The organism is Tissierellales bacterium (assembly GCA_025210965.1).
Lineage (GTDB): Bacteria > Bacillota > Clostridia > Tissierellales > JAOAQY01 > JAOAQY01.
On record JAOAQY010000181.1, the window covers coordinates 68,191 to 94,713 of the forward strand.

The window sequence follows — 26,523 nt, forward strand, 5'->3', positions numbered from 1 at the left end:
AGAATAAAGAGGAGAATTATGCTATGAGAAATAAAGAAATAAAAGTCATAATTTTAGGACTGTTTATGTTAGCCCTTGGATGGTATATATCTACGATTTGGGATTTGGGTGTAATATTACAGTTTGCGTTAATTTTCGCAACTATTAACACTAAGGACGGAAATAGTAATATTATTTTAAGTAGTACTTTACCAGTAGGGGCTATAAGTGGGTCTTTAATTATAATGTATAAAATGGGTTATAAAATCAATATACCTATTGTTGAAAGAGTTATAACATATAACGAAATGATATTTAGTATCAAAACAGTTGCACTAGCATATACATTATCAGCAATAACGATAATATTTTTAGAAGGTTATCGTAACAGACAAGAGGGCCATAACATTTGATAGTTATGAAGTATAAAATAGGAGATAAGTAGAATGAGTGAATCACTATATTGTATAAGGAATTATGAAATATGTCATGTTCCATATGATGATTGTTATTATTTAAAAACTGCTGATGAAGATACAGATGGAACTGATTGGTCGTCTAGTACGGTGGTTGAAATTCGTGATGTTTTTGAAAAAACAGATGAAGAGGATATATATGAATTTATATTACCTACATTGTTTTACGGAGATGATGAAACACTAGATCTCTGTGAGGTAGAAGAATTTAAAAGATTAAACAAACCTGAAGAATGTATTGATAAGTTGCTTAACTCGAAAGCTTATGAGCATTTGATTAAAAAGTTTGATTACAAAGTCAAATGGCTAATAGATTCTTGGGGACAAGGATTTTATATTTATTTTCAATCCTATTGTCAGTAATCTTAAAAGTATATAAGTAAGAAAGAACAATTTCTATTGGAATTGTTCTTTCTTTATATAATGAGTATTATAGATATTTGTAAATTGAATCATAGAAGTTTATTTTTCTTGAGCTATAATCTAACTTTTCATATTCGTTGCTCAGATTATAAAATTCATCAAGAAGTAATTTTAGTTCTTCGTATGATGAGATAGCATCTTGCATATCTCTATAGAGCCAAATATTTTTTGTATGATAGTTATCAAGAGATTCTCTAGACTGGTTACTATAATTGAAAGCATCTTCCAAGTCTTGAGCCATAGATAAGGTAGATATTAGAACTTCGATTTTAGCATCTATCCCCTTAACTATAGAGAGGCCATTAATGGAATCTAAACCGTCTAGAATACCTTTGTCAATTGAGTTATTACTCATTTCTAAACTTGAATCAGCAACATCCAGTACCTCAGTTAAAATTTGAATAGTAAATTCAACCTTTTCTATATCTTCTTTTACTTGCTCAAGTTGTTCAAGTAACTCTTGATATACTTCCTCAATATCATTTTTAAGGTTACTAAGTTTTTCAGTGGTAGTAGATTTAGAAGCAGAATAGTAAGTAGTTCTTTGAGCAATTTTTTCATTATTATAGTTATATGCTCCAACCCAAACTTTTATATTGTTAGTTCTTCTTGAAGAGAGCTTTAAATCTTTAGCAGTAAGTTTGGCATATGGATTCTTAGTATATACTATTAATTTTTTTCCGACTTTTTTTTTCATTTGATTTTACGGCTATAACATACTCTTTTGCATTAGATACTTCGTCAAACTCAAAGTATAGAAAATCAGATTGATTATCAAATGTGATTTTCTCAGTCCCGGTGAAGTTGATTCCATTGTATTCAGCGTATGTATTACTTGTTGTGAATAACATAAGTAATAGTAATATTGATAATACAGATTTAAGTTTCATTTTAACATCTCCTTTCAAGGAAAAAAATTACTGCAATATGCCTTTTTTATATACTACCATCTGAAAAAAAGAATTGAGTAAAGTAAAAGTAAATTCTCATAAAACTATGTTAAAATAACATTATGAATAAATATAGTAGTATATATGGAGGTTTTATAATGGGCAATATTAGTAGTAGAAGACAGGCCTTAAGGAGCTTAAGAAGAATAGACATGCAGTTTTTAGAAAAAACAAGTAAGTATTTAAGTGAAAATTTAAAAGATAATTATAATAGAGAATACATACCAATGATAGTTCAACGGTTACTATACCACAATTTTGATATAAAAACCCAAATATATCAGGGTTCGTTATATGTAATATATCATGGCATTATAACAAGGTTTCCTACCGTTTTTAATGTATATAAGGGTAAAGTTATAGATCTGCAACTGTCTTTTTTTAAAAGAACATATGTAGAAAAAGAATCACTTTCGGATGATAAAAATTTTGTACAATCGCTACCAGATTTTTATTACTCTGGAAAAACTGTTGTTAATATTCCTGGAGTAGAAAAAATATGGTATGGCAAGGAGTATAAAATATCACCAAATAAGAGTAAATTAATTGATATTAGTGATATAGATAATGTAGATACAATGATATTGTCTTTATATAACGATTCGTATTTGTCTAGCATGAGTAATAGAATTAAACAAACGAAAATATAAATTTACTTATATTAATTAAGTAATATTGATCATAGTACAAAATAAAACTTAATATTATAAAATCTTATAACACAATATATATATTGTGTTATAATTGTTTTATAAAGCAAACGTATGTTTAGAAGGAGGTTGTTATGTTTACTGGTTGTTATAATATGCATATTGTTAAAGAAAATATAGAAGAACTAAAATCATTAGATAATATAGTTAGAAATGATTTTGAATACATAGATTTTTTAGATGTATGGGTCAGGGATAATAAAGGTGAAATTAATATTATTTTTATGGTACCAGGAGAGTTAGGAAATTTAGAAGTCTCTTTATCAATAAGAGATAGCATTAAAGATAAACACAGTCATATATTTTCAATAAAGATTTGCGATGTTTGCAGTGAAAAGCTATATGATTTGTTACAATCAAAAATTACGTTTACTAGTAAGAACCATGAAGCACTTTATGAGGAGAATGTCATTGGCTTATCAGCTATTAAAGAATGGATTAGTGCGTTTAAGTTTTGTGATGAAGAGGTTAGCGATGAAGAAGATTTGAGTAATATTATTGATTTCAAAAGTATGAATGCTGATGAGGTTAGAATTACACACGGAGAGCGTAAACCTTCTAGAATCAGAGGTTAATAAAGAATTTGTCCTAGGTAAAACGATAAATAAAGCTCTAAACAAGGATTATTTTATCAAATGAGATGTGGGGCAGTAATAAGAGGTGAGTAACTATGTTAAATTTATTGGTAAAACATATGTTGGATGAAATAGCTGAACGAACATATCCAGGGGTTGAATTTAATAAGTATAGGATTACTCTTATAAATAAGGAACTTAATTCTAAACATGGACATTGGACGTATCCGCAGGATGGTTCAATGTCTGAAATTAAAGTGTTTAATCATAGTAGAAAAACTAATAATATAGTAAAAACGTGTGTTCATGAACTAGCTCACAATGTAGAGTATAGTCTATTCTCGACAACAGGACATAAGAAAAGCTTTTATAAGATATATAAAAAGCTATTAGAAACTTCAATTAGAATGGGAATTATAGTAAATGATGATTTAGAACACATTAGAGACATCAGGATCCTAATAAAACATCATGGACCAATAGAAGAAGAGTTTGCTCCAGAAGAGGAGTATAAACCAGATACATACATCATTAAAATTAATAACTCATATATTCTTAAAGAAACATGGAGTAGAAGAGGGTATAAATATGTTCCTATAGAACAATCATGGTGTAGAGAATTATCTTCAGATGAAGTAATTGAAGAATTTACATTTGTTTCAAAAATAGTTGCCAAGGAAAATCTAAAGTGTTTTAAGAGTAGGGACTTTGAAGTAGAATCTAAGGGATATATACTGGCATATAATAGTTATAATTTCAAGGATGTTTTATATGGTCGAGGATATATATTTAAAGGGTATGGACATGAAAAGGGAAACCCATGGGTAAAGAAGATCTATACTTCTGAACTGGAGTATGAGCTAGGAATACTTGAAGATATGAAGGGTGTAATCTATAAGTTTATAGGAATTAATGATAAATATAAAAAATAGGGGGCAAAGATATCATGCAATTAATTATACCAATGAAGACTAGAAAGAAGATAATAGCCTTAAATCAATTAATAAGAGAAATATATAGATATAGAAAAAAGATAGTAAAAAATCATAATAGCTTGGCTACCAAAGAGTTAGAAAGTGAAATCGTTAAAGATTTTAATGAGAAGAAAAGATGGATACTAAATGTGATTTCAAAAAAAGATTATTTGAAGGAACTTAAATATGAGATTGAAAATACAAGTTCTTATATTGATCTAGAGACAACTAATTATGATGAATGTATAAAGTATTTAAGCATTTTAGGAGACAGTGCACTTGAAATTGAAAGAAAGTACCCAACATTTATTTCATGGTTAGCAGTAAGAGAAATTCTAACGATATCAGTAGTACTATGGTTAATAAGTTTAAGTTGAATCATTAGGGGGAGGAAGGTAACAATATGAAATTATCATTTATTGAACCTTTTATAAATTTTTATAACAGTTATAAAGATTATAAGGAAAAAGAGAAGCAATACTTACGTCTAAAGAGCGATAAAGATAAATTGGAGAATCTTAAGAAAGAATACTCTACATTAAAAAATGACATTATTAGAATTAAAGAACAGTACAATACTTTAATTGAAATAAGACAAGAAATAGAAAAAAGTCAACCATTTGAAATAGAGAATACCAGTCGTAAAGATTATATAGTTGAAGCCATAAACACTAACCGGAATATAAAAAATCTACAAGAATTCATTATTAAAGACTATGGTATTTATCAAATAGAGAATCTAGGTATAATTGACCCAGAATTGGTGAGGGCATTATCTTTCTCAACAAAAAATCTTATACCGATATTCGAATTAATAAAAGGTAAACAAAATACATTCAGAAAGGTATTCTTAGAAGAATTGTACCGCGTTAAGTCAGGATATAATAGTGATTTAGAAGGCTTTATTTTAAAATATCAATCATCATTATTAGTCCAAGAAGGAAAAGCTCCTAAAGATTATAATTATACTATACTAGAAGAAAATTTCGGTTTGATGACAGAGTTGTCTATTCAGCCAATGCCAGAACATACCGATCAACGAAGAGATATTTTTGCTGATTTATTAATTGATTATATAACTTCAATAATATATTTAAAACCAGATGAAATACGAAAAGTTCAAAAATTTTGCATATGGAATTCGTTGGATAAATTATACCAGATATTAGGCATAAGAGATTATCATTCAGATGTGTATGATATTTCTGTACCGTTAAGTACTTCTGATAAAAAAATGATAGATAATACTTTGAAACTAGTAGCAGAGCTATATTATTCAAAAGTAAAAGTATATGAGGATTACAAAAGAGACTGCATAAGAATGTTTGAAAGGGATTTCTTTAAAAAATATAGTAAGTTAATTCCAGTTAAAAAAATATGGGAGATACAAGAGCTTTTTAATTTAGCCCGTGATAAAAATTTACTGGAATAGAGTAGAATATTTTAATTAAATGAAAACTGTAGTAATGTGGTTAATAGATTTAATAAGAAAGTATAATGGAGGTTATTATGAGAAGGAAAAGGTCAGTAATTTTGGCATATTTAACATTATTAGTTGTTAGTATAATTATTTTTTATTTAGTCTATATAGGGATATCAATTCCTGATTATTTAATAAGCACTATATTTCTATTTACCGATTTATTTTATTTATTGGTGACTATTGATTTGGGATTGTTAGTAGTTAGTTCACATAAAAACACTAATCATCCTATGATATTACTTCTTACAACACTATTTCTAATTTTTACTTCATTAAAATTTATTATTTATAGTTCATATAATTATCATAATACGATTACTTACAGCATTGTCAAAGTAACAAGTGGAGATTTGAGCATGGTAGGAATTGTTCCATTGATAATCGTAATTACTTTAATTAAGTTATCTCATGGACGTGTTCATAAATCTGGTATTAGTTCTATTAGTGGTGGCATGTCAAGATTTGCATCAGGCGGTGCTATTTCAACACAAAGAGGTAGAGAAACTAGGGATATAAAAAAGAAGAGATGGTAATAAAAATAATGTAAACAAGTATTCTTAAGAATTACTTATAGTTTTCTTTCAATAGATTACTATAGTTGAAGAGGGAATAAAAATGCTAAATTTTGAAACTGAAGATGATAATTCAAAAAATAAAGGTTTAATAAAATGGATTAATAGAATCATTCAAATGGGATGGACTTGTAGATTGACTTTAAAAGACAGAACTACAATAATCGGTATACCAACATTATTGAGTGAAAATAAGGAGTTAACATTATATCCTACAGATTATTTAGATGAAGAGGATGAAATATTAGGGATTTTTTCACTTAAAGATATTGCTTTAATCGAGACATATGAAAATAGAGCACATTTACTTTACTAAGGAATAATCAAAATTAATATTGAAATAGTAGAATGCCACTATATTGTATAGTTACACTTTTAGTGGTGTTATTACTTTTATAGCAGAAAAACCAATATTAATAGTATTAAACCAATACTTTTAAGTCTGTTTGAATCCTAAAAATCTGAGCTCTTATGAGTTTTTATTATAATTCATTTTGTTTTAATTGAAAAAAATGTTAATATATAGTTAGTTATATAATGAACAAAAATATAACTTATAGAAAATAGTATAGAATTCTGAGGGAATATTATGAGTAGATCATCAAATAAACTTGGACCAAGTGCTAAGGCTACTGGGGATCATTCTACATTTAAAAAGGATTCTGATGGTACAACAACAAATTATCGAACTTATGAGCAGAATAGCCGTAATCCAAGTGGATTTCAAGAAGTTAAAGGATATGATGGTATTGGAAAATCTCACGGTGGAGTAGATACACCTCATGTACATGAAAACGGTCATGTTAGAAAAACTACAGATAGTGAAACACCAGGTTCAAGTTCAGGATCCGGATGCTTTATTACAACAGCTTGTGTAAAATCATTGGGTCTGCCGGATGATTGCTATGAGTTGACAATTTTACGAGGGTTTCGGGACACTTATATGAAATCTCGTGTAGATGGTGAGGTATTGATTGACAAATATTATAATATCGCACCATTAATAACAGATAAAATCAACACCTTAGATAATAATTCTGAAATTTGGACGTCTATTTTTAAGGATTTAGTAGAATACTCTGTTGAACTTATTGAAAAAGGAAGTAATGAAGAAGCAATGAAACATTATAAGGCATACATAGAGAGTTTATCAACAAATTATTTAGTTTCATAATCAGAAATAATTGATTATTAAGACTATGGAAAGTTTTACCTTAAATTTGCTATATGTAATGAAAAATGCCATTGGATTTATAGAAAGAAATCCAATGGCTCTTTCTACGTTTACTCATTAAAATCTATACAAAATAAGTAAATAGTATTTCTAATGTAAAATAAACATCATTCTTTGGAATCAACTATTTTGAAAAGTAGTGATTAAAGTGAGTGCTATAGATAGAATAGTAATTAGAACAATCTTAGGATTATAAGGTGCAGAAGGAGTGATTAATAATCTAATTGAAGCTATTTTATATTTTTTCAATATAGAGAAATTTATTATGAGAGGTGAAGATAATGTCTATGAGAATAGTAGAAGGAACATTATTAAGTAAATTATATAAGTTGTTAAAAACGGTGTTATGGTTATTTATACCTTCGTGGTTTACGATTGAATCGTATAACATAATAGTTTTGTTAGTAGGAACATCAGTAGAAAGATGGATAATAATTTTACCATTGGGTATATTATACATTTTTAAACATATATTTAAAAATTTATCAAAGGATTATGACATAATTTATGGGTCGGCCTTGTCAATAATAATACTAGCTGTATATTCTAATTTTCCAATCATTAAGTCTTTATATAATGGTTACAGCAAATGTATATCAGTGGTTTTCACATTGTTTATTTTATTAATTTATAAAGAAGAGATTATTAATAATAAAGTGAAGCAGGGAGAAGGAAACAAATCTGCTAAGGGCCTTTTTAATTTATTCTATATAAATACTTCAAAAGTACATGAAATTGCTATGCTTATAGATAATCGTATTATGAAATCTGTTGAAAATCAAAGAGATTCAGAGGAGAAGATAAAGAACAGAAGAAATTTATCGTTTGGTAAGAAGAACAATGTATTTGGTGTACATAATGAGCATGAGCAGAATTTTAAGAAAACTGTGTTCGAAAAATTCGATGTAAAGATAACTAAATCTATTATGTTGAAGAAAATATATTCTTATGTCAAAAAAAATAATAAAGATAATAATTCTGCAGAAAAAGGAGATCTTGTTCTTTTTAATAATATAAGTTTAGAACAAATAAATGCTGATGATACTATTACATTTCTAAATGTGTTTAAAGATAGTAATATGAACCAAAAATTATTTCCTGATGAGTTAGATTTAAATATTAATCGAGTTATAGAAGAAATGTTAAGTGATTTTACTTTTGACTATACATTTTCTGTAGATAACAAGAACTATATAATTAGGCTCCCGTATAACAAGAAGGAACATTTTGAAAATGACTACTCTCATAGTGATCTACAATTTGGTGAGCTTAGTGTAGTCGGAATATACAGGGATGAAGTTGATTTTAGTGGGTTTAATAGCATTTCATCAAAGTTTTTACAATCTATGTCAGATACTAATCAAAGTACTCCAAAAGTAATTAGTGTAACAGCTAAAGGGGATGATTTATCATCGAGTGAGTTTCCTATACCAGATAAAAGTATTGTAGGAACAAATGATAGTTTTAAAGAGTTTAACATGCATCACAAAAAAACAGAAGGGATCTATCATTATATAGATGTTCTAGCAATAATTCAAGAAATCAATATTACGGAGGACTAGAGATGATTTGTAATTTGATAGTTTATGATAAAAATAATTTAAAAAAAGTTGAAGAAGAATATAAGAATCGTAGTGTGGTAAGCTTTAGTTCAACCTATTTAGAAAACTATGAGTCTAAATATGGATATGGTTATGATGATAAGATAATAGATTTGACAGGTATATATGAGGATAAAAAGAAAGGTAAATATTTCTTCACAGATGTAGAAAGAATGATATACGAAAAATTATCGGAACTAGACTATGAAACCTTTTTCTCAATTAGAAAAGACCTTCATAAAGAATTAGTAGAAGATCTATTTAATTTCTTCGATGAAGTAATTGATTTATCAGATAACAAAAATCTAAGTAGTGAAACATATACTTTCGAACCGGTATTATATAGTTATAAGGATGTAGCAATAATAAAAGATGTGATTCAGAAAGAATCATTAATCAGTTTTTCGATATTTTTTGATAAGTACTTAAATATGACTCTAAAGAATTTATCAGAAATTATGGAGGTTGAAGATATTGTATATATTGATTTAACAAGTCTTGCGGAAGATCTAGTTAAAAATAAGTTTTCCTGTTTTATGATAGAAACATTTTTTAGAGAAATTCCTAAAGTTAAAGAAATATTGTATATAGTAGATGAATCAAAAGTAGAAGATATTATTGCAAGTTTTCCTTTTGTATTTGATGAAGTGAAATCATTATCAGATATCGTTGAAATGAAAGAGACATTAGTAGAAGTAGAGGAAGTAGTAGAGAAGAAAGAAATGTCAATTGAAAAGATAGTCGAAAACTGTGATATGTTCTCAAAGAAGCTTTATGGACATAACAAATTTAAAGAAGACTTAAAAATTTCATTTATCAACTTTTATTATTTAAATAAGCTAGGAAGAAGAAAAATTCAGTCAATATTCATTTGTGGAACATCTGGAATCGGTAAAACAGAAGTAGCAAGAATGCTATCAAAAATAATGTATCCTAATGAAAATCAGGTGAAAATTAATTTTGGAAATTATTCATCACAAGGTGTTTTAAACAGTCTAATTGGTTCGCCATTAGGTTATATCGGAAGCGATGAAGGAGGAGAGCTTATTAATAAAATTAAGAGTTCTGACTCAAGGATCATTTTAATAGACGAGTTTGAAAAAGCGGACTCTACCGTATATAACTTTTTCTATGAATTGTTAGAGGACGGACAATTTACAGATAGAAAAGGAGAAATTCATGACTTAAATGGATACACTATAATTTTCACCTCGAATTTAGATAAAACAACTTTTAAGAATCATATACCAGAACCATTAAGGTCAAGATTTGATATGAAAGTTTTTTTTGAGCAATTAAATAATATAACTAAAAAAGGATTCATTATTAATTATTCTGAAGAATTGTTAAATGATATTCAAGAGCGATTACAAGTTGATATATCACAATTTAATATTAATGAGTACGTAGAGGAACTCATGGTTCATAGTAATTTAAGAGAAATCAAAAGGCTTATAGAGGATAAAGTATTTAGATATATTATAAATAGGGGCAGAGTCCAATAAAAATAGATTGGTAAAGAAAGCTAAGGAAAAACATTCCGAAAACGTATCTTTTCTGAAACTTTACAACACACAATAGAGTTTTTATGGTATAATAAGTATATAATATGTGGAGGTGTTAATTTGAGTTTTTTTGATACAAGTATAAGTATATCAGATGCAGAAATTTTGGAAAATTACCGAAAATTCTTTGATGAGTATTCTGTATTATTGGATAAGGACAACACTACAGAAAACGAAACAGAAATATGGTCACAAAATTTTGAACAAGGGCTAAAAGTTGGCAGGAATAAGCACAGTGATATTCTAAGCGGTAGTTTTAAGTCACAATTTTTACGGATTGTAATAGTTGGTTTATTTGTTATTTTAGGTCAGTATATTCATGTTACAGCACCTATTATAATTATGATCATTTCAATAATTTACTACGTTTACTATATTAAGAAAAATATATTTCGAAATAAAACAACATACTCAGAAAATGTACTACGTTCACTCGCATTACAAAGAATTAAAGCCATCAGGAGTAATAGAAAAACTGAAAGGAGAAACTTAGATGAATAAAAATAGAGCAATGTCCAGTAGAGAAAAATCCCTTTCAGAGGCACAAAGCAAGTATGGCAACTCACTTGAGGATTTTGATTTAAACAAAGGACTTAACGAACTCACTTGGTTGAAATATAATAAGATGTATTTAAATGTATATCCTGATAAGAGATGGTTTAGTATCAGACTGCTATTTATTATAACATTTATTATATCTGCTTTTACTAAATCTATATTCTTAATTTTTGTACCTTTAGCAATATTCTATATAGCTCAAAAGATACAAATTGTTAAGGATGTAAACAAAGGAATGGATATTTATTATAAATATGATTATCTTAGAACTTTAAAGGATAACAGGATTCAGGAGGAACAATGATGGAACGTAGTAAATTTAATGAAGAGTACCATAAGTTATTATCTGAATATAAAAGTATAATAACAAATGAAAAAGAATACGAGGAAGCTATAATTATCAATAGAGCAAGATTGTCTCTGCTAGAAAATAAAAATATTTCTTTTCCGGTAGTTTTCGATATGGCTATATATTTTATTATTACGCTAATAGTTGTGGGGATAATGTTTTATTTTGTACCACTCTATTACTTAGTAGAGTATCCTAATCTGCAAAAGTATCTACTTTTTGCAAGTGGAATTTTATTAACTATTATTAATTCTGTTAGAAAGAAGATAGATGTAGACAAAGACAAGAAGTTATTTGAAGAATATATCCTAAAAATTGCTGTTCTTGAAGAAAATGCAGAATTAATATTAGGAAGGAATGATTTTGATGGAAGAAATATCATTAGAGAAATATGAAGAAGTTGTTAAAAATATAAAGAAATCTATGGATCAATATAATATAACTGCTACTTCAGAGGATAAATATCATATTAAGCTAACTGAATATGAGTTATTAAAGATTGAAAAGGAGTTAAGTGTTGAAAAACTGAATAGTTTACAAGGTTCATTAATTACGTTTATATTCGGGTTTGCTATAGCAATCATAACAATCATGGCAACAGGAGTAAACATAGAAATGTGGCTACTGTTTGTTGTAGTTTGTGGTTTATTAATAATTAATTCAATCTTTGAGTATTTACTTAAGAAGGAGAATCATTTTTTACTAGATTATGAGAGTAAGATTAGAATTATGAAAATTTTCAAAGAAAAGATAATAGAAGAGTAATGACTCCCCTGTCAAAACTACTCATAATTATATTATGTTAACTTTCCGAAAAACGACATTTTCTGAAAGTTAACATTTTTTTACAATGATAAGGAGATTTTTATGAAGCCAGATATTGAAAATAAAAAGTATCAAGAATTATCTAGAAGATTAAGAACTATGCCAGAGTTTGTTGTTGATTTCATTAGGTCTTTACATGAAAAACTAGCTATAAGTAGCCAAATAGCCTACCTAAAGGACTATACCCTATTTTTTGAATACATGCTACTTCTCCCCGAAATAGAGAAAACAAAAATCAGTGAGCTTACTGTTGATGATATGAGCAATGAATATATAACTGAAAGCGATATTTGGGGATTTTTAGAGTATCTTACATCATATAACAAGAAGTTTATTAAGAAAGATGGTGAGGAAACTGTTCAGAATTTTACAAACTCCAAAAAAGGTAAATCAAGAAAACTTGCTAGCATTCGTATGCTATATAAGTATCTTGGTAGAAAATACAAAATTCAAGATCCTACAAAATATGTAGAGATATCAATTAAGAAGAAGAAGAAAATTAAAGAACGTTTATCAGAGAAGGATATTTCCCTACTTCTGAGCACTATTGTAGATGATATCGGAATAGATCCTAATGATACACGCTTACTTAAAAGGCATAAGCAAGTTAAATTAAGAGACTTAACCATGCTTATGTTGTTAGCATTCACTGGTATAAGAATATCTGAGTTAATACAGTTAGATATCTCTGATGTCAGTATTGTTGAAGAAGCTATGATAATTGAAAGAAAAGGTGGAGATCAAGAAAAAATTGGTGTACCAGATGAGATAATCCCTCAAATAAGTGAATATATTGAATGGAGAAAAAAAATAAGTATGGAAGATATTCCAGATCAATATAAGGATGCATTATTTTTATCTAATCAAAAGAAAAGAATGCATTCAAGAAGTGTTAGTATTGCATTAAATAAGTATGCTGTAAGGTCTAATTTAGACGTTAAAGTCACACCTCATACTTTCAGAAGAACATTTGCTACACAATTATTAGAATTGTATGGGAATATTGAGCTTGTTGCAGAGGTATTAGGCCACTCTACTGTAGAAACTACAAGAAAGTTTTACGCAGAAATGAGTGATGAAAGCAAAAAAATAGCTATGAAAGGTTTTAAATATAATGATAAAAAGAGATAATCTAGTGATTATCTCTTTTTGATTAATATGCTTTATATTTTTAGTCTGATTTTATATATTTTGGACATTAAATATATTAGATTATTGACTAACTGATTTTAGTTTTCCTTTTTTATTAAATTTACTATGACCTCTAATAACTAACTTTAAACCCAATATAGAAATCAGAATTCCTATAACACCTCCTATAAATGAAGATATTGCAATATTTAAGTTTTTAGTATGTTCCACTAAAACATATGGAGCAAAAATCATAGCAAGAACAAAAACACCTGTAAAAACTATAATAACATTTTCTAAAAATATTGCTATAATTTTATCTTTCGGTGGAAGTATAATTTTTGTGTCGAAATAACAATATTTGCCAACTACTATAGACATTACAAAGTAAGTTATTGTATAATCTGATATGTAATATGAGACTAATATAATAGTTAACAAAGTAGTAAGTGTGGTCACTTTAGTAAAGAGTATTTTGTCTTTTCCATACTTAAATCTATCCTTAATCTTCTTCTTCTCTTTTTGGTTTAATATTATACTAACGAAATACTTGATAAGTAAACCGATTCCCGGAAGTAATAAAATGTAGACAAGCCCACTTCCTAATAATTGTTTTAACCATTGCCATGGAGTTATTACGATACACCAGTAATAAAATATCAAAGAATAATTTATTATTACAAAACTCGTCACAAATAAAGGCAGACATTTATCAAATGAATCATTATCCTTATTTAATGTTTTTTCATAATCTTGTAATAATATACATGCCAAAGTTACAAGTAAGAACATTTGAATAGCTGTAAACAAAATCTTTTGGTTTATCATTTCTTTATACAATGAATAGTTATTACCAAATATTATGTTCATAAATTTATTAATTTACATCACCATCCTGTTCTATGTTTTCTGTTTAATTATAGTCAAAAACAATGTTAACATACCATTTATCATTTTTCTTTACCAATTCAAGCTCTGCATCAAACTTTGTTTGTGTCCTTGGAGATGTCAGTCCTTTTATAGGAATTTTTCTATCTGATAAGAGTTTTTTAACTATTGATTCAGATAGTTTCTTCTTATACTCTTTTAGTTTAAAGTTGTTTTTCCAGATTGTAAAGCCACAGTTATTTTCACATTTGTAACTTGATTTAGAAATAATGACCTTTCCCTTACAGTCAGGACAGATGCCTAGGCCTTTTTTTTCACTTTCATCAACTTTGAAATCAGGATAATAGTTACCATTATTCTGTACTAGTTTACAGTCAATAAATGTTGATCCAATGCTTATCCTAGTAATACCAGGATTATTTAATAATTCTTTAGCTAAAGATTTGCTGACTTTTGTTTTGAATAACTCAAGAAACTTGTTAGTCTTCCAAATTTTGAAGTCACACCCTTCTTTCCAATCAGAACAACCAAATGCCTTACTACCTTCTATAACAGGTTTTCCACATTTAGGACAGGGTCCTATTTCATGTTTGGATGCATCTTCTATTGTGCATCTTACAACATAATCTGAACCATCTTTAATCAACCTACAATTGATATAAGTTGAATTTGCTCTAATTACAGTTCCTTCAGAAGACTCTAAAAGCTTCTTAGCATCAGTTTTCTTAATCTTAGCATTATATCCTTCTAAGAACTTATTATCCTTCCAAATCTTAAAATTACAACCCTCCTTCCACCCACTACAGGCAAAACTTTTGCTACTATCAATTACGGGTTTTTTACATATAGGACATTTTCCTATTTCATTCATTTCTATCAACTCCTTTTCTTCTTTAATATAGTCTTTTAATATGAAATCAGGAGAACTTTTTATTTTCTCCACATCCCTGACTACTAAGTCATGAATCTTTTTCATAAAAACTTCTGCAGAAAGTTTATTCTTTGAAATATTATTAAGTGCTTTTTCTATTTGACCTGTAAACTCAGGTTTAATAAAACTTACAAAAGATAAAGTTTTTATAGTATTTATGCCTAGTTTTGTAATTTTAAAACTCTTGCCCTTTCTTTCTACATAGCCACTTCTAATCAAGCGGTCTATAATAGCCCCCCTAGTTCCTTGTGTCCCTATCTCATACCCTTCTAGTACGTCTCTAAGGATATCTGAATTACTCTCTGATGTAATATCACCATCTATTTTCCTGCCACACACTTCCATAGCGGTAAGTAGTGACTTTTCAGTATAAGGCTTCGGTGGAGATGATTGTTTTTCCAATACATCACAATTACTAACTCTCCCCTTCTCTAATTTTTTTAGATACGGAACTGTTTTACTTTTAGAGCTTAGATATAGTTTTTCCCAGCCTTCTTTTATATTCTTTTTATACTTGGCTATAAAAATATGTTGTTCACATTTAATTGTGATATCTGTATTTTCATACTCTGAATTAGGCATAAAATGTGATACAAATCTCTTTGATATTTCCGAGTAAAGAATTTTTTCATCTTGATTAAGTTCATTTGGAACGATGTATGTTGGAATTATTGCACCATGACTTTCTACCTTGCTAGAGTCAAAAACTTTATAAGATTTTGTAAAAATAATCTCATCTGTATATTGTTTATACCATTCTGATATTTTTAGGGCATTTAGTACATTTTTAGTTTGGCTAATAAATTCTTGTGTACTCTCTAGATGTCTAGATTTAGTTCTTGGATAAGAAACATATCCATTTTCATATATTCCCTGCAAGACTTTTAAAACCTTAGTAGAAGTCCAATTATCATACTTACTAGTAATATAGCCTTGCAAATCACTTAAATTAAACAAAGACTTAGGAGAAGTTGATGAATTTTTCTTTGTTATATCTTCAACTACTGCTGTTTTATCTAGTATATTACCTTTGATCAAGTTTAGTTCATTCTCCTGGAACTTCTTATTCCCCTCATTGTTTATTAGAGTTCCCTTGAAACTATTTTCTCCAAAACTAAATTCACTTTCTAACTCATAGTGTGTTTCCGGAGAGAAATTAACAATATCATACGTCCTTTGGTATATCAGATATAAAGTAGGAAGAATAACCCTACCGATTGATAATGGAATTCCCCTACCCACTGTATATTTTGTAGTTACAGCTGAAGTGAGATTTATTCCAATGGTCCAATCTGTAAGCTGTCTACACTCTCCTGCCTTTTGCAGGGGTAAAGAATCTTCATTAGTAAGCATATTATGAAGAGCCTTATTGATCTCATAAGGAGTCCATTCATTAACCAATATTCTATAAACAGGCTTTTTAATTTCTAAATATTCATGTAAAGTTCTATATATATTGGAACCTTCTCTATCGTTATCAAATGCGTTGATAATTTCTGTGACATCAGTTCTTTCTACAAGTTGCTTAATAGTGTTTAATAGTTTGATTGTTTCGTCTATTGGTTTGTACTTATAGACTGTAGGGATATATGGAAAATCGTCTAGTTGCCAAATATTAAATTTATCATCATAATCCTTACAGTCATATAGCTCCAATAAGTGACCTCTCGCATTTACTATTAAGTAGTCATTATTTTCATAGTAGTTATTTGACTTTGTACATTTTAGAGCTTTTGCTATTTTTTTCGCTACATTACTTTTTTCGCAGATGATTAATTTCATTGTTGTCCTCCATTCATAATTAAATTTTAAGTAATAAAAATGTAATAGTCAATAATAAAAATGTTATAACTAAACATATATATTGTGTTATAATAGTGACATAAGAAACAAATAAAATTGAGGTGAAAATATGAAGGCTAAAAAGCAGAGATACGCTGAAATACTTGTAAATATTTTAGAGGACTTATCTGGCAAGAAAGTTGAAAGATTGAGTTCTTATTCGGACGATGAAATACTTAAATTGAAGAGGCAAATTAAATTTTATGAAAATAATCTTATAAAGTACTTCCTAGGTAGAGATACTAAACTAATAGAAATACCTTTTTTAAGATTTGTCGAAAATTATATTGAAGTTAGTAACTTAGATGCGGATCCAATTTTTAATTCAGCAAAATTAGTAACCAATGAAGAGGTTCTTGAGATCTCAGGAAATATAGTTGTTAAATCACTAGGCCATGGTTTAGTTTTACACGACAATTATGGGGCCCTTTTTAGTTTAGTCAAAAGTGCCATCGATTCAAAAAAAAGAATTAATCTAGTTAAGGATGGTGAATGCCAGAGATTTTATTTGGAATGCACTGAAGAGGAAAAGGAAGAACTTGTTGAAGTTGTTAATTACATTAATTATATTCTTTTAAGTACTGGCAATAAGATAGCAGTTAAACTAGATGGTAGTTATGATGTAAATATTTTCAAAAAAGTATTCAGAATAATTGAACTAGAAGCGATTGAGAATCACAAATATTTAGTAGATCAAGGGGATTCTATGGTGCGAAAAGCTATTGATATCCTTCAAAATCTATCAAAATTGAATAAACCTATAGTTAAAGTGAAGTATGACAAGTAATAAAGTAAGATTAATTGTGACTAATGCTCGAAAAGTTATTGAGCATTAGTTTTTTATTGTATAATTAAGGAAATATGTATAAATAGGAGATGTTAATGCTGAAGAGAATAGAAGAAAGAATAATTGTAGTTGAGAATACAATTGAGAATAATCCATTTGAGTGTTTAGACGAAAATAATTATACACTTTCAGTTTATCTCGGAGATTATTCAATAAGGAGTTATAGGCAAATTATTGTAGATTTAAACAAACACAGAAGTAATGATAGTATTACTGATAATGAGTATATATTGTGCTTAAAAAAAATCTATAATAGCAAATTGAAAGTATCTAGAAGAGCTTGTATTTCAATAAAAAGTGGTTCAGTAAAAATTAACGATTCACTCAAGCCAAGGTTTGAACAGAACGATGCTAGAAGTACTATTTTGCAATTTTTCGAAGGAGTAATTGAGGATACCAAGAAAAACTTGTATATGCTTAATAAATATCCAACTTTTTTCACTTTGAGCAATCCAGAAATTATCGGCTCCGATTTTGAGTCTAGATATGATAGTGATATATATTTATATAAGAGTATAGTTATAGATAGAGTAGCTCCACATACTTTTGGTTTACTATCTCCTGAAGACACAAAGGTGAATGAAAAACGAGCCCTTCTTAATATAATTGCATATTACTTTGGTAAACCATTATACATAAGCACTGATAATCCTTATTTTAATAATAAATTGGATGTGTTATATGAGAATTTTGATTTGACTGATATGTTGACATTGAGACATAAGGAATATGTTAATAAAGAGTTACATTCAACTAGTTATCTATGTAGACCAGTTTTCAAAAATAGAAAGTACTTTCCTTTGATTGAAATTGAGGAGTTATCACATCCACAGATGTTAGATTCATACCATGATTCTTTAAAACAATTTGAACCATTACCAAGGTGTGTTTTTCTATATAGGGTATTTGAGTATGCAGCAGCTGTTCATTATCAACCCAAAATTAGACCCCCGAAATATAATCCTAGAGATGCAATAGAATACTACTACAATAAAGCCATGAATCATCAATTTTCAACATTATATATGGTTAGGCCATATAGGGCAAGAAAAGTAAACCCTGGTGATTATAAAATAAAGAATGAACATAGCAATTTTTTAATAGCTTTAAAGAAGGAGTCGAAAAAAATTATTAAAGAATGGTCCAATCATAAATATTTGAAGAATAAAAGTCTTGGAGCTATTATCTATGAAACAGGACGAAATAGAGTAGCACATGGAGGAAAAAGCAATTTTGCTATAACATATGACTATGAAGGAAACTATAGTCATATTAATAATGTGAACATTATCTTAGAGTTAATAGCAAGGTATACAATAGAAATAATGAATCCATCAATATATAAGCTAACTGATACACGGAAAAACTTATATAAAGGTTTTATAGGATAATATAATAAAAAGCACATCTCCTCTCTTATACCGTGTGGTAAAAGTAAGTTAGATGAGCTTTTTATAATAAGCTAGTGATACAATTTTTTCATTTTATCCAAGTTCCCAAAAATTTCAATTACTTCATCATAACTTAAATAAATGTCTGGAGAAACAATGACTGATTTCATTTTTCTCAAGTCTTCACCAATTCCGATGAAACCATCTGAAAAAACATTTGGTTTTGCATTAACTACAGTATTGAAATATGAAAAGAAAATCGCTTCTTCTTTCTTCAGGTAGTACTTATTAGAATACTGATCAGTAAATTCGTAGGCAATACGAAAATCAAATCCATTTTTTTTAGTTGAACGTAACATAGGTTCATTAATATACTTACTTAGACGATATGTACTTCCTAATTTTGAATTATCAATTAGATTTAATAAGGTTTGTTTGCTAGGGTCTTTATGTGCATAAAAAATTATTTCTTCCATTTTTCTTCTTCTACAGTCACTCAAAGTAACATCTCCTTTCGATAGAATTATATCACATTAGTTAATAGACCAATTAGAATAAATAAAATGTAAAAGCAATAAAAAGACATAAAAAATGGCATAAAAACCTGTATATTCAGAATATACAATTTTGTATACAAAAAGCACTTATAATATACGAATTTGTATACTAAACTGTGCTGATTGTTTACTTTTTTACGGCTATAATATACAATTTCAATTGTAAATAAAAGGATAATATGCTAATATAAAATCAATAAAAGGAGGTGCCAGAATTTTGAATATGAGAGATGAATTATTGAGAATAATAGCATTTGATAATGAAAAGTACAGAACCATCAAAGATTTAGTCCAGGACAATGAAGAATTCATAGGAAGATCATATCAAAGTGTTCAGAGGAGTTTGAGAGAAAATAAGCTTCCGCTTGAAGTCTTTGATAAGATAATTAGTATTCTAGGTTATGAACTAAAAGTACTAAAAAAGGATACTATTGAATTAATTAAGATATCTGAATGTAGATTAGATATTAAGAATCTAAAAGGTCCTGGTTCTCCAAAAGCGACAATATATACATATGAAGGTATAGTGTTCCTGGAGGGAATATCCTCTTCAGAGTTTGTAAATATGGAAAAAGAAATTAAGAGCAAAATTAACTTACCATTAGAATACAAAATTAAATATATAGAGAGCTAGAAATGGCCCCTCTTCACGGATGCAAAGTTATATAGGATATATGCATAAGTGTGAGGGGTTTTACAAACCACATTAAAAAACTATGCGACACTGCCTATAGATGAAAAACAGTTTCCATAGATCATGTGAATCACCGTAGTTTCGCCCCTCACCTCCCCCGGCAAAAAAATAAAAAGAATAAAAAGAAAATTAAAAAGGGAAAAAAGAAAGAGAAAAGATTTTTTTTTGAATGAAAATTATAGGTGGCATTTGCTGAAATATTCGCACCAGTATGTCAAAGTAGGTAAGGAGAAATTTACTATAGGCAGTGTCGCATAGTTTTTTGGTGATTCTTTTATGTCTGCAGGGCCACAAGTCTGTACTAAGTAATAATTTTAGCGAACATTTAATCTTTCTAAGAAGTTATTGATTACTTTTTCAAATTGTACTCTTCTACTCCATGAGCTCATGAGTGATTGCTTAAATACTTGGTGAAAGTCTAAAGTGTTTTTACGTGCTGTCCATGGCTTTTTATTAATAGTATTTGATGTCTAATATAAACAAACGTTTCCCCTTCCTCTCCAGTAACATCATTACATAGTGTTCCTATTTTACTTCACCAAAGTATGAATAGTGCATAATAATCCTGAGTTAGTATTGATTAGCTACATTCTTTATGTTATATTATCTATAGATTAATGCTGACTTAGTAGAAGTATTAATATAAGAATAATTAATAAAAGTTCAATGCTTACCGGCTCGGAACTTTTATTTTTTTTGTCTAGAAACAAAATTGTCATAGAACTAATTTCTTTAAGCTGTTCTGGATGCTTTTCAAGAAATTGAAATGTTCGCATTATTGTTAAAAGACATAGAACAAAAATATGTTCTTCTTTCATAATTTCACCTCCCTCAAAAAATATTATTAGAGTCTGAATTATGTTTATTACTAAGAATGGTTAGTATACATTGTAGATATTTTATGGTATTCTATTGATTAAGAGATGCATTAAATTATGCAAAAAACAAAAAAGTCGCGAAACTCACGACTTTATATGTATTAATACTGATTTAGTAGAAGTATTAATATAATTACTATTAATAAAAGTTCGATGCTGGCAGGCGAGGAACTTTTATTTTTTTTGCCTAGAAACAAAATTGTCATAGAACTAATTTCTTTAAGTTGGTTTGGATGCTTTTTAATAAACTGAAAATTTTTGGAACTATAATTGACATACCCAAAAACGAGTGTTATAATTTAACTGATAGTGAGGTTTTCCTTTACCTATCATCGCTCACAGGACGGAATGTCTCGGTGAGTTTTTAAGTTTTTGTTATAAACATAAAAAGTGATATAATAAACATGAATTTCACATGGAGATTTCAGTAAAGGATCTACGCCGGGAAGCCAAGGACTTTTTTGTTTTCTTCATATTCAATTTGTATTATTAGGGGAATCTTTAAAATAGTAGCCCATATTCTCTTATAATATAATTGATGCACAAAAATGAAATTAATCACTAAAAAAGCACTTCGTTAATTCTAAAACGAGTGCTTTTTTAATGCCTTTTTTATTGTACAGTATAGATATAGCTTATAACTCTTTTACTTTTTCAACTATACTACAATTTGAAATAATAATCTCATATAACTCTTTAAGTACTGGGTCCGTTGGCAATCTTTTCACTATTTCCTCACTCTCAAGATATATTATACTCACTTTATCTAGTTTTCTATTTTTCTTTAATGAATTTTTGATTTCTTCTATCAGCAAATTAGTCCAGGAATAGATATCATTAATGTTATAAAAACTAAAATTTTTACCTAACTCTATATTATTATTAATGTGCCAATTTGCAAGCTCTACCGAAGTTACTATAACATTATTAATCTTTAACTTATGAAACTCATCACCACTAATATATACTGACTCCCCCTGATGATTGTGAATATCAACAATATATCTCTTCTTATTTCCAATTATATTATCATTAAAATTGCTATCGTTTGATTTTTTCAAAATCACTCACCTTTTTCATCAATAATATATAAAAACTCTATTTTAGCTAATATATGATATCTAACTACCTTCATCATTTCCTAACCACAAAGTTATTATTATTGTACTCATAAAAATATAATTTCAAACATCTATATAACATGATTTATAAGCGAGTGCTCATTCCCTATTATTACATAGCTATTTTCAACAGAATCAAAGTCTAAATGACTAGAATCTATAGAAAGTCGTTCTGCTAACTTATTCAAAACATCATTACGTCTGAGTAAAACAAAAATTCTAATGTATTCAAAGAACTGGTTAATATTTCTTGATGATAGTTTAGCGATACATTCCTCTACATCAAAATCGACTATAGTCAAATATCCGTCATTCTCATTGCATTGGTATATTAAATTAAAGAAAATTTCCTTATCATATATGATGTCAATTACATCTAAATATAGCCAGGTACTTTCATTATTTGCTTTATTAAACTTCATCTTTTTAATCATATAGTCCATTGCTTTATTTATGTCTATATCTCTATTGGAAGCTTCTATAATCGTTACTCTAGATTCAGTTGATAAATGGTTTTCAAAGCTGAAATTTTTATCGTAATATTCTACATATTCCACATCTTCATAGTTTTCACTGAACTGCTTATAATCAGTATCATCATTCAGTATTATCACTTTATCATTAGTTCTCTTTATAATATTTTCTATTTCCATTTGACAAGCTAAGCTTTTTCCCGAACCTGAAGTTCCTATCAACAAACCATGCCTCTGTTTTAAGTTTAATCTCTTACTAAATAAAATTTCAACGATATTATCAACCTTCTCGTTATGAGTATCACTCTCATCCTTCTTAAAAATACTATCAAATATTTTCATTTATTAACCCCTCTTCCATCTTAATCATCTTCCTAAACCTCTTTATTAGGTCTGAGTTTTTTATCTTAGGTATAGTTAAGTTATAAACTTCTTGCCCTTCTTCTATAAATTTATTTATCCACCAAGACTCAATATCATTAAGTAGATCCTGGTTCTCATCATTACTTAATCGTAAATCTTTACCAACCTCTGCCAAAATACTAAAGACCATATCTGATATATGACCCTTCCCTCCGGTCTTAATATGCTCTTGCCATCTAAAAAAAGGCAGGAATTGTGTCTGGCCAATATAGTAAATATTAGTACACTTATTGTACATCAAGTAAATATAACCATACATGTTATCTGGAATACACTTTACTTGATATTCTCCTTCATTATATTTAGAAACAGTTGCCTTATACTTATCCCTACATTCCCTTGAGCAAAAATAGTAATCTTCACTTTCAATCGTTTTTTTATAGTAGTCTGCTTCTTTACCCTCAATTTTACTATGACACATGAAGCAATATGTATCAATTTTATCATAAAATCTGTGATAAAAAGAGTTATCGCTCTTCATAAGTATACTGTATACACCGTCTTTCTTCCTTGGTTTTGCGAACTTAATTCCATTATAAAACTCTTCATCATACTTTTCTTTAATATGTTTCTTAGCTTCATCTCTAGAGGATACATCTTTTAAATAGAACTCATCTAACATGATCCCCTTTAAATCTTTATCTCTTTCGTATTTATATTCATAGACTCTTATCCACCAAACTATAAAATCCCCTCCTTTAATACATAATACTTAATGTAATTATAACACAATATATATATTTAGTATATTTGTTATAATAAAAAAAGGATGACATTATCACCCTTTTATCAATTCACATTTCTTTTATTTAATTTTTCAATATGCATATTAATCTGTTTCCTAAACTTTTCTCCTAAAACATCTTCTGAGAATTCATGGTCCTCAATTCTCTTAATAAACATTTCGAGGAGTTGCTTTTCTCTTATCCTTATAACTTTAGGTTCTTTAATCTTTCCATCATCATTTATAAGCTTTATTATATCAACATTATTTGCAACTTTATTCTTCAATGACAAGATTATATCTTCAGATAAACTTATAACTTGGTCCATTCTTAGGTCCTTCAAATTTCTATGAAAATCATTATATTTATCAATTCGAGATTCTCCAGGGAAATCATCAATAATATATCCCTTATCCCTTATATCATCTCTTCTAATAATTGCTAAGTCTAAATTTTGTATTCTTTCTCTAATAGATGCGATAGCTAATATAACTTTTTCGAATTCATCTCTATTTGACATATCAACTTCCCAAACTGACAACGTATTGTCTTTACATGTTTTCATATCATTTGTAATTGGATATGGAGCAATTTCTTTATCACTAACATATTTATCCATATGTTTATTCCACTTTCCACTATCTACTTTTCTGATAAGAGCAATCATATTAAATACTCTCCTTTATATCTTCAATTACTTCATTTTTGTAATCTTCTAGCCAAGGATCCGAAAATTTAACTTTTTGTATTAACCTAAGAGAATCTTCATTACACCAATGTTCAAAAATTCTTACAACGGCTTCCTTTACATTATCATCATCATACACACCGCCATTTAGAAGCATTGATACAGCTTCAGGATACATTTCTTCATACTCAAATTCAGAAATAATAGAAAAAATCCCATACACTATATCGCTTTTCTCAAAATTATCCATTAAGCATTTATTCAGTGCAGTCATTGATATTAACCTGTTCGCCTCTAGTTTCTCCTTAAAATACTGTCCAGTTTTTGAAAAATATCCAACTTCAAATTCTTCCCTTTGTATCTTCCTATAAATTTCCTTACTCATTCTTTCTGCTTCTATATATACTGTATCAATATAGTTATCCTTCTCTTCATATAAAACGATACCTTCAACATTACTATTATTCTGATGAGTATTCTTATAATTATTTAATATAGCACCTTCCATAAATAGAGTATTGAAATCCTCTTTACGTTGTTCAATTGTTTCACTATTATAAACTTTCAATATTTTGGATTCAGGTCTGAGTTTTAAACTCTTTTCGTGGTGTAATAAAGACCTTTTTAACTTTAATTCCTTAGTATTATTTATACTTTGTTGTTTTCTATGTAGCTCATGTTCAAAATCATTATTGTGCTTGATTTCATCCAATAATATACTAACTAAATCTTCATTATTTTTCTCTGCACTATCAATTGTATTAACTATCTTAAAATGCGATTTATCAAAAATATCATGAACTGAAACAATATCTTTTACTTCTAATTTTTCTTTAGATTTATCATCAGAAAGATCATTAAAAACTGATTCTTTCTTACTTTCCTTATTATTAAAGAGTATGAATTTATCGTAATCACTCATATCTTATCTCCTTATTTATCTTATTATTAAGCTCTATGAACTTATCAAAATAAGAGTTTATTTCCTCTTCATAATAATTCTCATCATTTAAAATTTCTATATTAAAATCATTATTGATCCTGGTACCTTTGAATTCAAATATTTGACTATTCATTTTGGAATAGAATTTCATAATTTTATCATACATAAAAGAATTGTGACATATATTGATTATATCATCGCCCATTTGCTCATTAAACTGTACTTTATTCTCCCTCTTTAAAGAAGCCAATCCACTCAAAAAGCTATTGCACCCTTTAGGATCTATTAAGAATTTGTTTTCTACAAAAGACTCACTCGTAAAACTAACTTTAGTTACTTTGTTATCTAATTTATTTATAATCCTATGAATAATATTTTTACTTCTTTCGGTATCATTATTTACTTCTCTTAATTTACCATTTTCAATTTTACTTCCGATTTGATATACTATACAATCCGATAATACTACTATAACTTCATTATTTTTTTTATTTTTTAATTTTGGCCTTACCACATATTCATCTACTTTCACACTATCTACTAAAGCATCTTTATTAACAATAATATCTTGTATCATAAATCCTTCTTGATGAAATTCCTCAAAAAGTACTTCTATAAACTGTCTATCATTGTCCTTCTCTCTAGAATCAATATAAACACCGTACTCAATATTAGAACATATCATGTTATCGCCTCCTTTACACTTAAATTAATAAT

32 protein-coding genes are annotated in these 26,523 nt (G+C 28.1%); 20 read left to right on the forward strand and 12 right to left on the reverse strand.

Annotated features, from left to right (window positions below; all coding sequences use genetic code 11):
* Positions 1 to 23: 23 nt before the first annotated feature.
* Positions 24 to 392 carry a hypothetical protein gene (locus N4A40_12835; GenBank protein ID MCT4662740.1) on the forward strand — a complete coding sequence of 123 codons (369 nt, stop codon included), beginning with the start codon at positions 24 to 26 and terminating at the stop codon, positions 390 to 392.
* 33 nt (positions 393 to 425) lie between these two features.
* Positions 426 to 818 carry a hypothetical protein gene (locus N4A40_12840; GenBank protein ID MCT4662741.1) on the forward strand — a complete coding sequence of 131 codons (393 nt, stop codon included), beginning with the start codon at positions 426 to 428 and terminating at the stop codon, positions 816 to 818.
* 67 nt (positions 819 to 885) lie between these two features.
* On the opposite strand, the gene N4A40_12845 is transcribed toward N4A40_12840, so the two are convergent.
* Positions 886 to 1,575, reverse strand: a complete 690-nt coding sequence (locus N4A40_12845; protein MCT4662742.1) for a hypothetical protein — start codon at positions 1,573 to 1,575, stop codon at positions 886 to 888.
* Entirely contained in the window at positions 1,535 to 1,768 is a 234-nt protein-coding gene (locus N4A40_12850; protein MCT4662743.1) for a hypothetical protein, read from the reverse strand. Before N4A40_12850 ends, N4A40_12845 begins: the two co-directional genes overlap by 41 nt.
* A 158-nt stretch (positions 1,769 to 1,926) precedes the next feature.
* On the opposite strand from N4A40_12850, the gene N4A40_12855 reads away from it, so the two are divergent.
* The 15 genes from N4A40_12855 to N4A40_12925 all read left to right on the forward strand — a co-directional run bounded on the left by N4A40_12855 (position 1,927) and on the right by N4A40_12925 (position 13,405).
* Positions 1,927 to 2,478: a hypothetical protein gene (locus tag N4A40_12855; protein MCT4662744.1), complete on the forward strand. Its 552-nt coding sequence runs from the start codon at positions 1,927 to 1,929 to the stop codon at positions 2,476 to 2,478.
* Positions 2,479 to 2,612: 134 nt separating this feature from the next.
* The gene (locus tag N4A40_12860; protein ID MCT4662745.1) at positions 2,613 to 3,113 is read left to right on the forward strand and encodes a hypothetical protein; all 501 of its coding nucleotides are present in this window, start codon (positions 2,613 to 2,615) and stop codon (positions 3,111 to 3,113) included.
* 95 nt (positions 3,114 to 3,208) lie between these two features.
* A complete protein-coding gene (locus N4A40_12865) occupies positions 3,209 to 4,045 on the forward strand; it encodes a hypothetical protein (protein MCT4662746.1) in 837 nt (278 codons plus the stop codon).
* A gap of 14 nt (positions 4,046 to 4,059) precedes the next feature.
* Positions 4,060 to 4,464: a hypothetical protein gene (locus N4A40_12870; GenBank protein MCT4662747.1), complete on the forward strand. Its 405-nt coding sequence runs from the start codon at positions 4,060 to 4,062 to the stop codon at positions 4,462 to 4,464.
* A gap of 26 nt (positions 4,465 to 4,490) precedes the next feature.
* Positions 4,491 to 5,519 carry a hypothetical protein gene (locus N4A40_12875; protein ID MCT4662748.1) on the forward strand — a complete coding sequence of 343 codons (1,029 nt, stop codon included), beginning with the start codon at positions 4,491 to 4,493 and terminating at the stop codon, positions 5,517 to 5,519.
* Between the two features lie 77 nt (positions 5,520 to 5,596).
* On the forward strand, positions 5,597 to 6,103 hold the full coding sequence (locus tag N4A40_12880) for a hypothetical protein (GenBank protein ID MCT4662749.1): 507 nt from the start codon (positions 5,597 to 5,599) through the stop codon (positions 6,101 to 6,103).
* 82 nt (positions 6,104 to 6,185) lie between these two features.
* On the forward strand, positions 6,186 to 6,458 hold the full coding sequence (locus tag N4A40_12885) for a hypothetical protein (GenBank protein MCT4662750.1): 273 nt from the start codon (positions 6,186 to 6,188) through the stop codon (positions 6,456 to 6,458).
* Between the two features lie 273 nt (positions 6,459 to 6,731).
* A complete protein-coding gene (locus tag N4A40_12890) occupies positions 6,732 to 7,316 on the forward strand; it encodes a polymorphic toxin type 24 domain-containing protein (GenBank protein ID MCT4662751.1) in 585 nt (194 codons plus the stop codon).
* Between the two features lie 341 nt (positions 7,317 to 7,657).
* A complete protein-coding gene (locus N4A40_12895) occupies positions 7,658 to 8,938 on the forward strand; it encodes a hypothetical protein (GenBank protein MCT4662752.1) in 1,281 nt (426 codons plus the stop codon).
* A gap of 2 nt (positions 8,939 to 8,940) precedes the next feature.
* Positions 8,941 to 10,482 (forward strand): AAA family ATPase, encoded by a 1,542-nt coding sequence (locus tag N4A40_12900; GenBank protein MCT4662753.1) that lies wholly within the window; start codon positions 8,941 to 8,943, stop codon positions 10,480 to 10,482.
* A gap of 120 nt (positions 10,483 to 10,602) precedes the next feature.
* Positions 10,603 to 11,043: a hypothetical protein gene (locus N4A40_12905; GenBank protein ID MCT4662754.1), complete on the forward strand. Its 441-nt coding sequence runs from the start codon at positions 10,603 to 10,605 to the stop codon at positions 11,041 to 11,043.
* Entirely contained in the window at positions 11,036 to 11,404 is a 369-nt protein-coding gene (locus N4A40_12910) for a hypothetical protein (protein MCT4662755.1), read from the forward strand. Before N4A40_12905 ends, N4A40_12910 begins: the two co-directional genes overlap by 8 nt.
* Positions 11,404 to 11,844 carry a hypothetical protein gene (locus N4A40_12915; protein MCT4662756.1) on the forward strand — a complete coding sequence of 147 codons (441 nt, stop codon included), beginning with the start codon at positions 11,404 to 11,406 and terminating at the stop codon, positions 11,842 to 11,844. The genes N4A40_12910 and N4A40_12915 overlap by 1 nt, the downstream gene beginning before the upstream one ends.
* Entirely contained in the window at positions 11,816 to 12,214 is a 399-nt protein-coding gene (locus N4A40_12920; protein MCT4662757.1) for a hypothetical protein, read from the forward strand. Before N4A40_12915 ends, N4A40_12920 begins: the two co-directional genes overlap by 29 nt.
* A 102-nt stretch (positions 12,215 to 12,316) precedes the next feature.
* A complete protein-coding gene (locus N4A40_12925; GenBank protein ID MCT4662758.1) occupies positions 12,317 to 13,405 on the forward strand; it encodes a tyrosine-type recombinase/integrase in 1,089 nt (362 codons plus the stop codon).
* A gap of 81 nt (positions 13,406 to 13,486) precedes the next feature.
* Here the strand turns inward: N4A40_12925 and N4A40_12930 are convergent, their stop codons facing one another.
* On the reverse strand, positions 13,487 to 14,275 hold the full coding sequence (locus N4A40_12930) for a hypothetical protein (GenBank protein ID MCT4662759.1): 789 nt from the start codon (positions 14,273 to 14,275) through the stop codon (positions 13,487 to 13,489).
* A 43-nt stretch (positions 14,276 to 14,318) separates the two neighbouring features.
* Positions 14,319 to 17,006: a DNA topoisomerase gene (locus tag N4A40_12935; protein ID MCT4662760.1), complete on the reverse strand. Its 2,688-nt coding sequence runs from the start codon at positions 17,004 to 17,006 to the stop codon at positions 14,319 to 14,321.
* Positions 17,007 to 17,136: 130 nt separating this feature from the next.
* On the opposite strand from N4A40_12935, the gene N4A40_12940 reads away from it, so the two are divergent.
* Positions 17,137 to 17,853: a hypothetical protein gene (locus N4A40_12940; GenBank protein ID MCT4662761.1), complete on the forward strand. Its 717-nt coding sequence runs from the start codon at positions 17,137 to 17,139 to the stop codon at positions 17,851 to 17,853.
* Positions 17,854 to 17,948: 95 nt separating this feature from the next.
* Entirely contained in the window at positions 17,949 to 19,304 is a 1,356-nt protein-coding gene (locus N4A40_12945) for a hypothetical protein (GenBank protein MCT4662762.1), read from the forward strand.
* A 71-nt stretch (positions 19,305 to 19,375) separates the two neighbouring features.
* Here the strand turns inward: N4A40_12945 and N4A40_12950 are convergent, their stop codons facing one another.
* Positions 19,376 to 19,780, reverse strand: coding sequence for a hypothetical protein (locus tag N4A40_12950; protein MCT4662763.1), 405 nt, complete (start codon positions 19,778 to 19,780; stop codon positions 19,376 to 19,378).
* A gap of 298 nt (positions 19,781 to 20,078) precedes the next feature.
* Between N4A40_12950 and N4A40_12955 the strand changes: the two genes are divergently transcribed.
* Positions 20,079 to 20,495 carry a hypothetical protein gene (locus tag N4A40_12955; protein ID MCT4662764.1) on the forward strand — a complete coding sequence of 139 codons (417 nt, stop codon included), beginning with the start codon at positions 20,079 to 20,081 and terminating at the stop codon, positions 20,493 to 20,495.
* Between the two features lie 674 nt (positions 20,496 to 21,169).
* Here N4A40_12955 and N4A40_12960 read toward each other — a convergent pair.
* The 7 genes from N4A40_12960 to N4A40_12990 form a co-directional block, all read right to left on the reverse strand.
* Positions 21,170 to 21,373 carry a hypothetical protein gene (locus N4A40_12960; GenBank protein MCT4662765.1) on the reverse strand — a complete coding sequence of 68 codons (204 nt, stop codon included), beginning with the start codon at positions 21,371 to 21,373 and terminating at the stop codon, positions 21,170 to 21,172.
* Positions 21,374 to 22,068: 695 nt separating this feature from the next.
* On the reverse strand, positions 22,069 to 22,494 hold the full coding sequence (locus N4A40_12965; protein MCT4662766.1) for a hypothetical protein: 426 nt from the start codon (positions 22,492 to 22,494) through the stop codon (positions 22,069 to 22,071).
* A gap of 131 nt (positions 22,495 to 22,625) precedes the next feature.
* Positions 22,626 to 23,369, reverse strand: coding sequence for a hypothetical protein (locus N4A40_12970; protein MCT4662767.1), 744 nt, complete (start codon positions 23,367 to 23,369; stop codon positions 22,626 to 22,628).
* Positions 23,356 to 24,072 (reverse strand): GIY-YIG nuclease family protein, encoded by a 717-nt coding sequence (locus N4A40_12975; GenBank protein ID MCT4662768.1) that lies wholly within the window; start codon positions 24,070 to 24,072, stop codon positions 23,356 to 23,358. The genes N4A40_12970 and N4A40_12975 overlap by 14 nt, the downstream gene beginning before the upstream one ends.
* A 167-nt stretch (positions 24,073 to 24,239) precedes the next feature.
* Entirely contained in the window at positions 24,240 to 24,842 is a 603-nt protein-coding gene (locus tag N4A40_12980) for a hypothetical protein (GenBank protein MCT4662769.1), read from the reverse strand.
* A gap of 1 nt (position 24,843) precedes the next feature.
* Positions 24,844 to 25,785: a hypothetical protein gene (locus tag N4A40_12985; GenBank protein MCT4662770.1), complete on the reverse strand. Its 942-nt coding sequence runs from the start codon at positions 25,783 to 25,785 to the stop codon at positions 24,844 to 24,846.
* A complete protein-coding gene (locus N4A40_12990) occupies positions 25,778 to 26,491 on the reverse strand; it encodes a hypothetical protein (GenBank protein ID MCT4662771.1) in 714 nt (237 codons plus the stop codon). Before N4A40_12990 ends, N4A40_12985 begins: the two co-directional genes overlap by 8 nt.
* Positions 26,492 to 26,523: the final 32 nt, after the last annotated feature.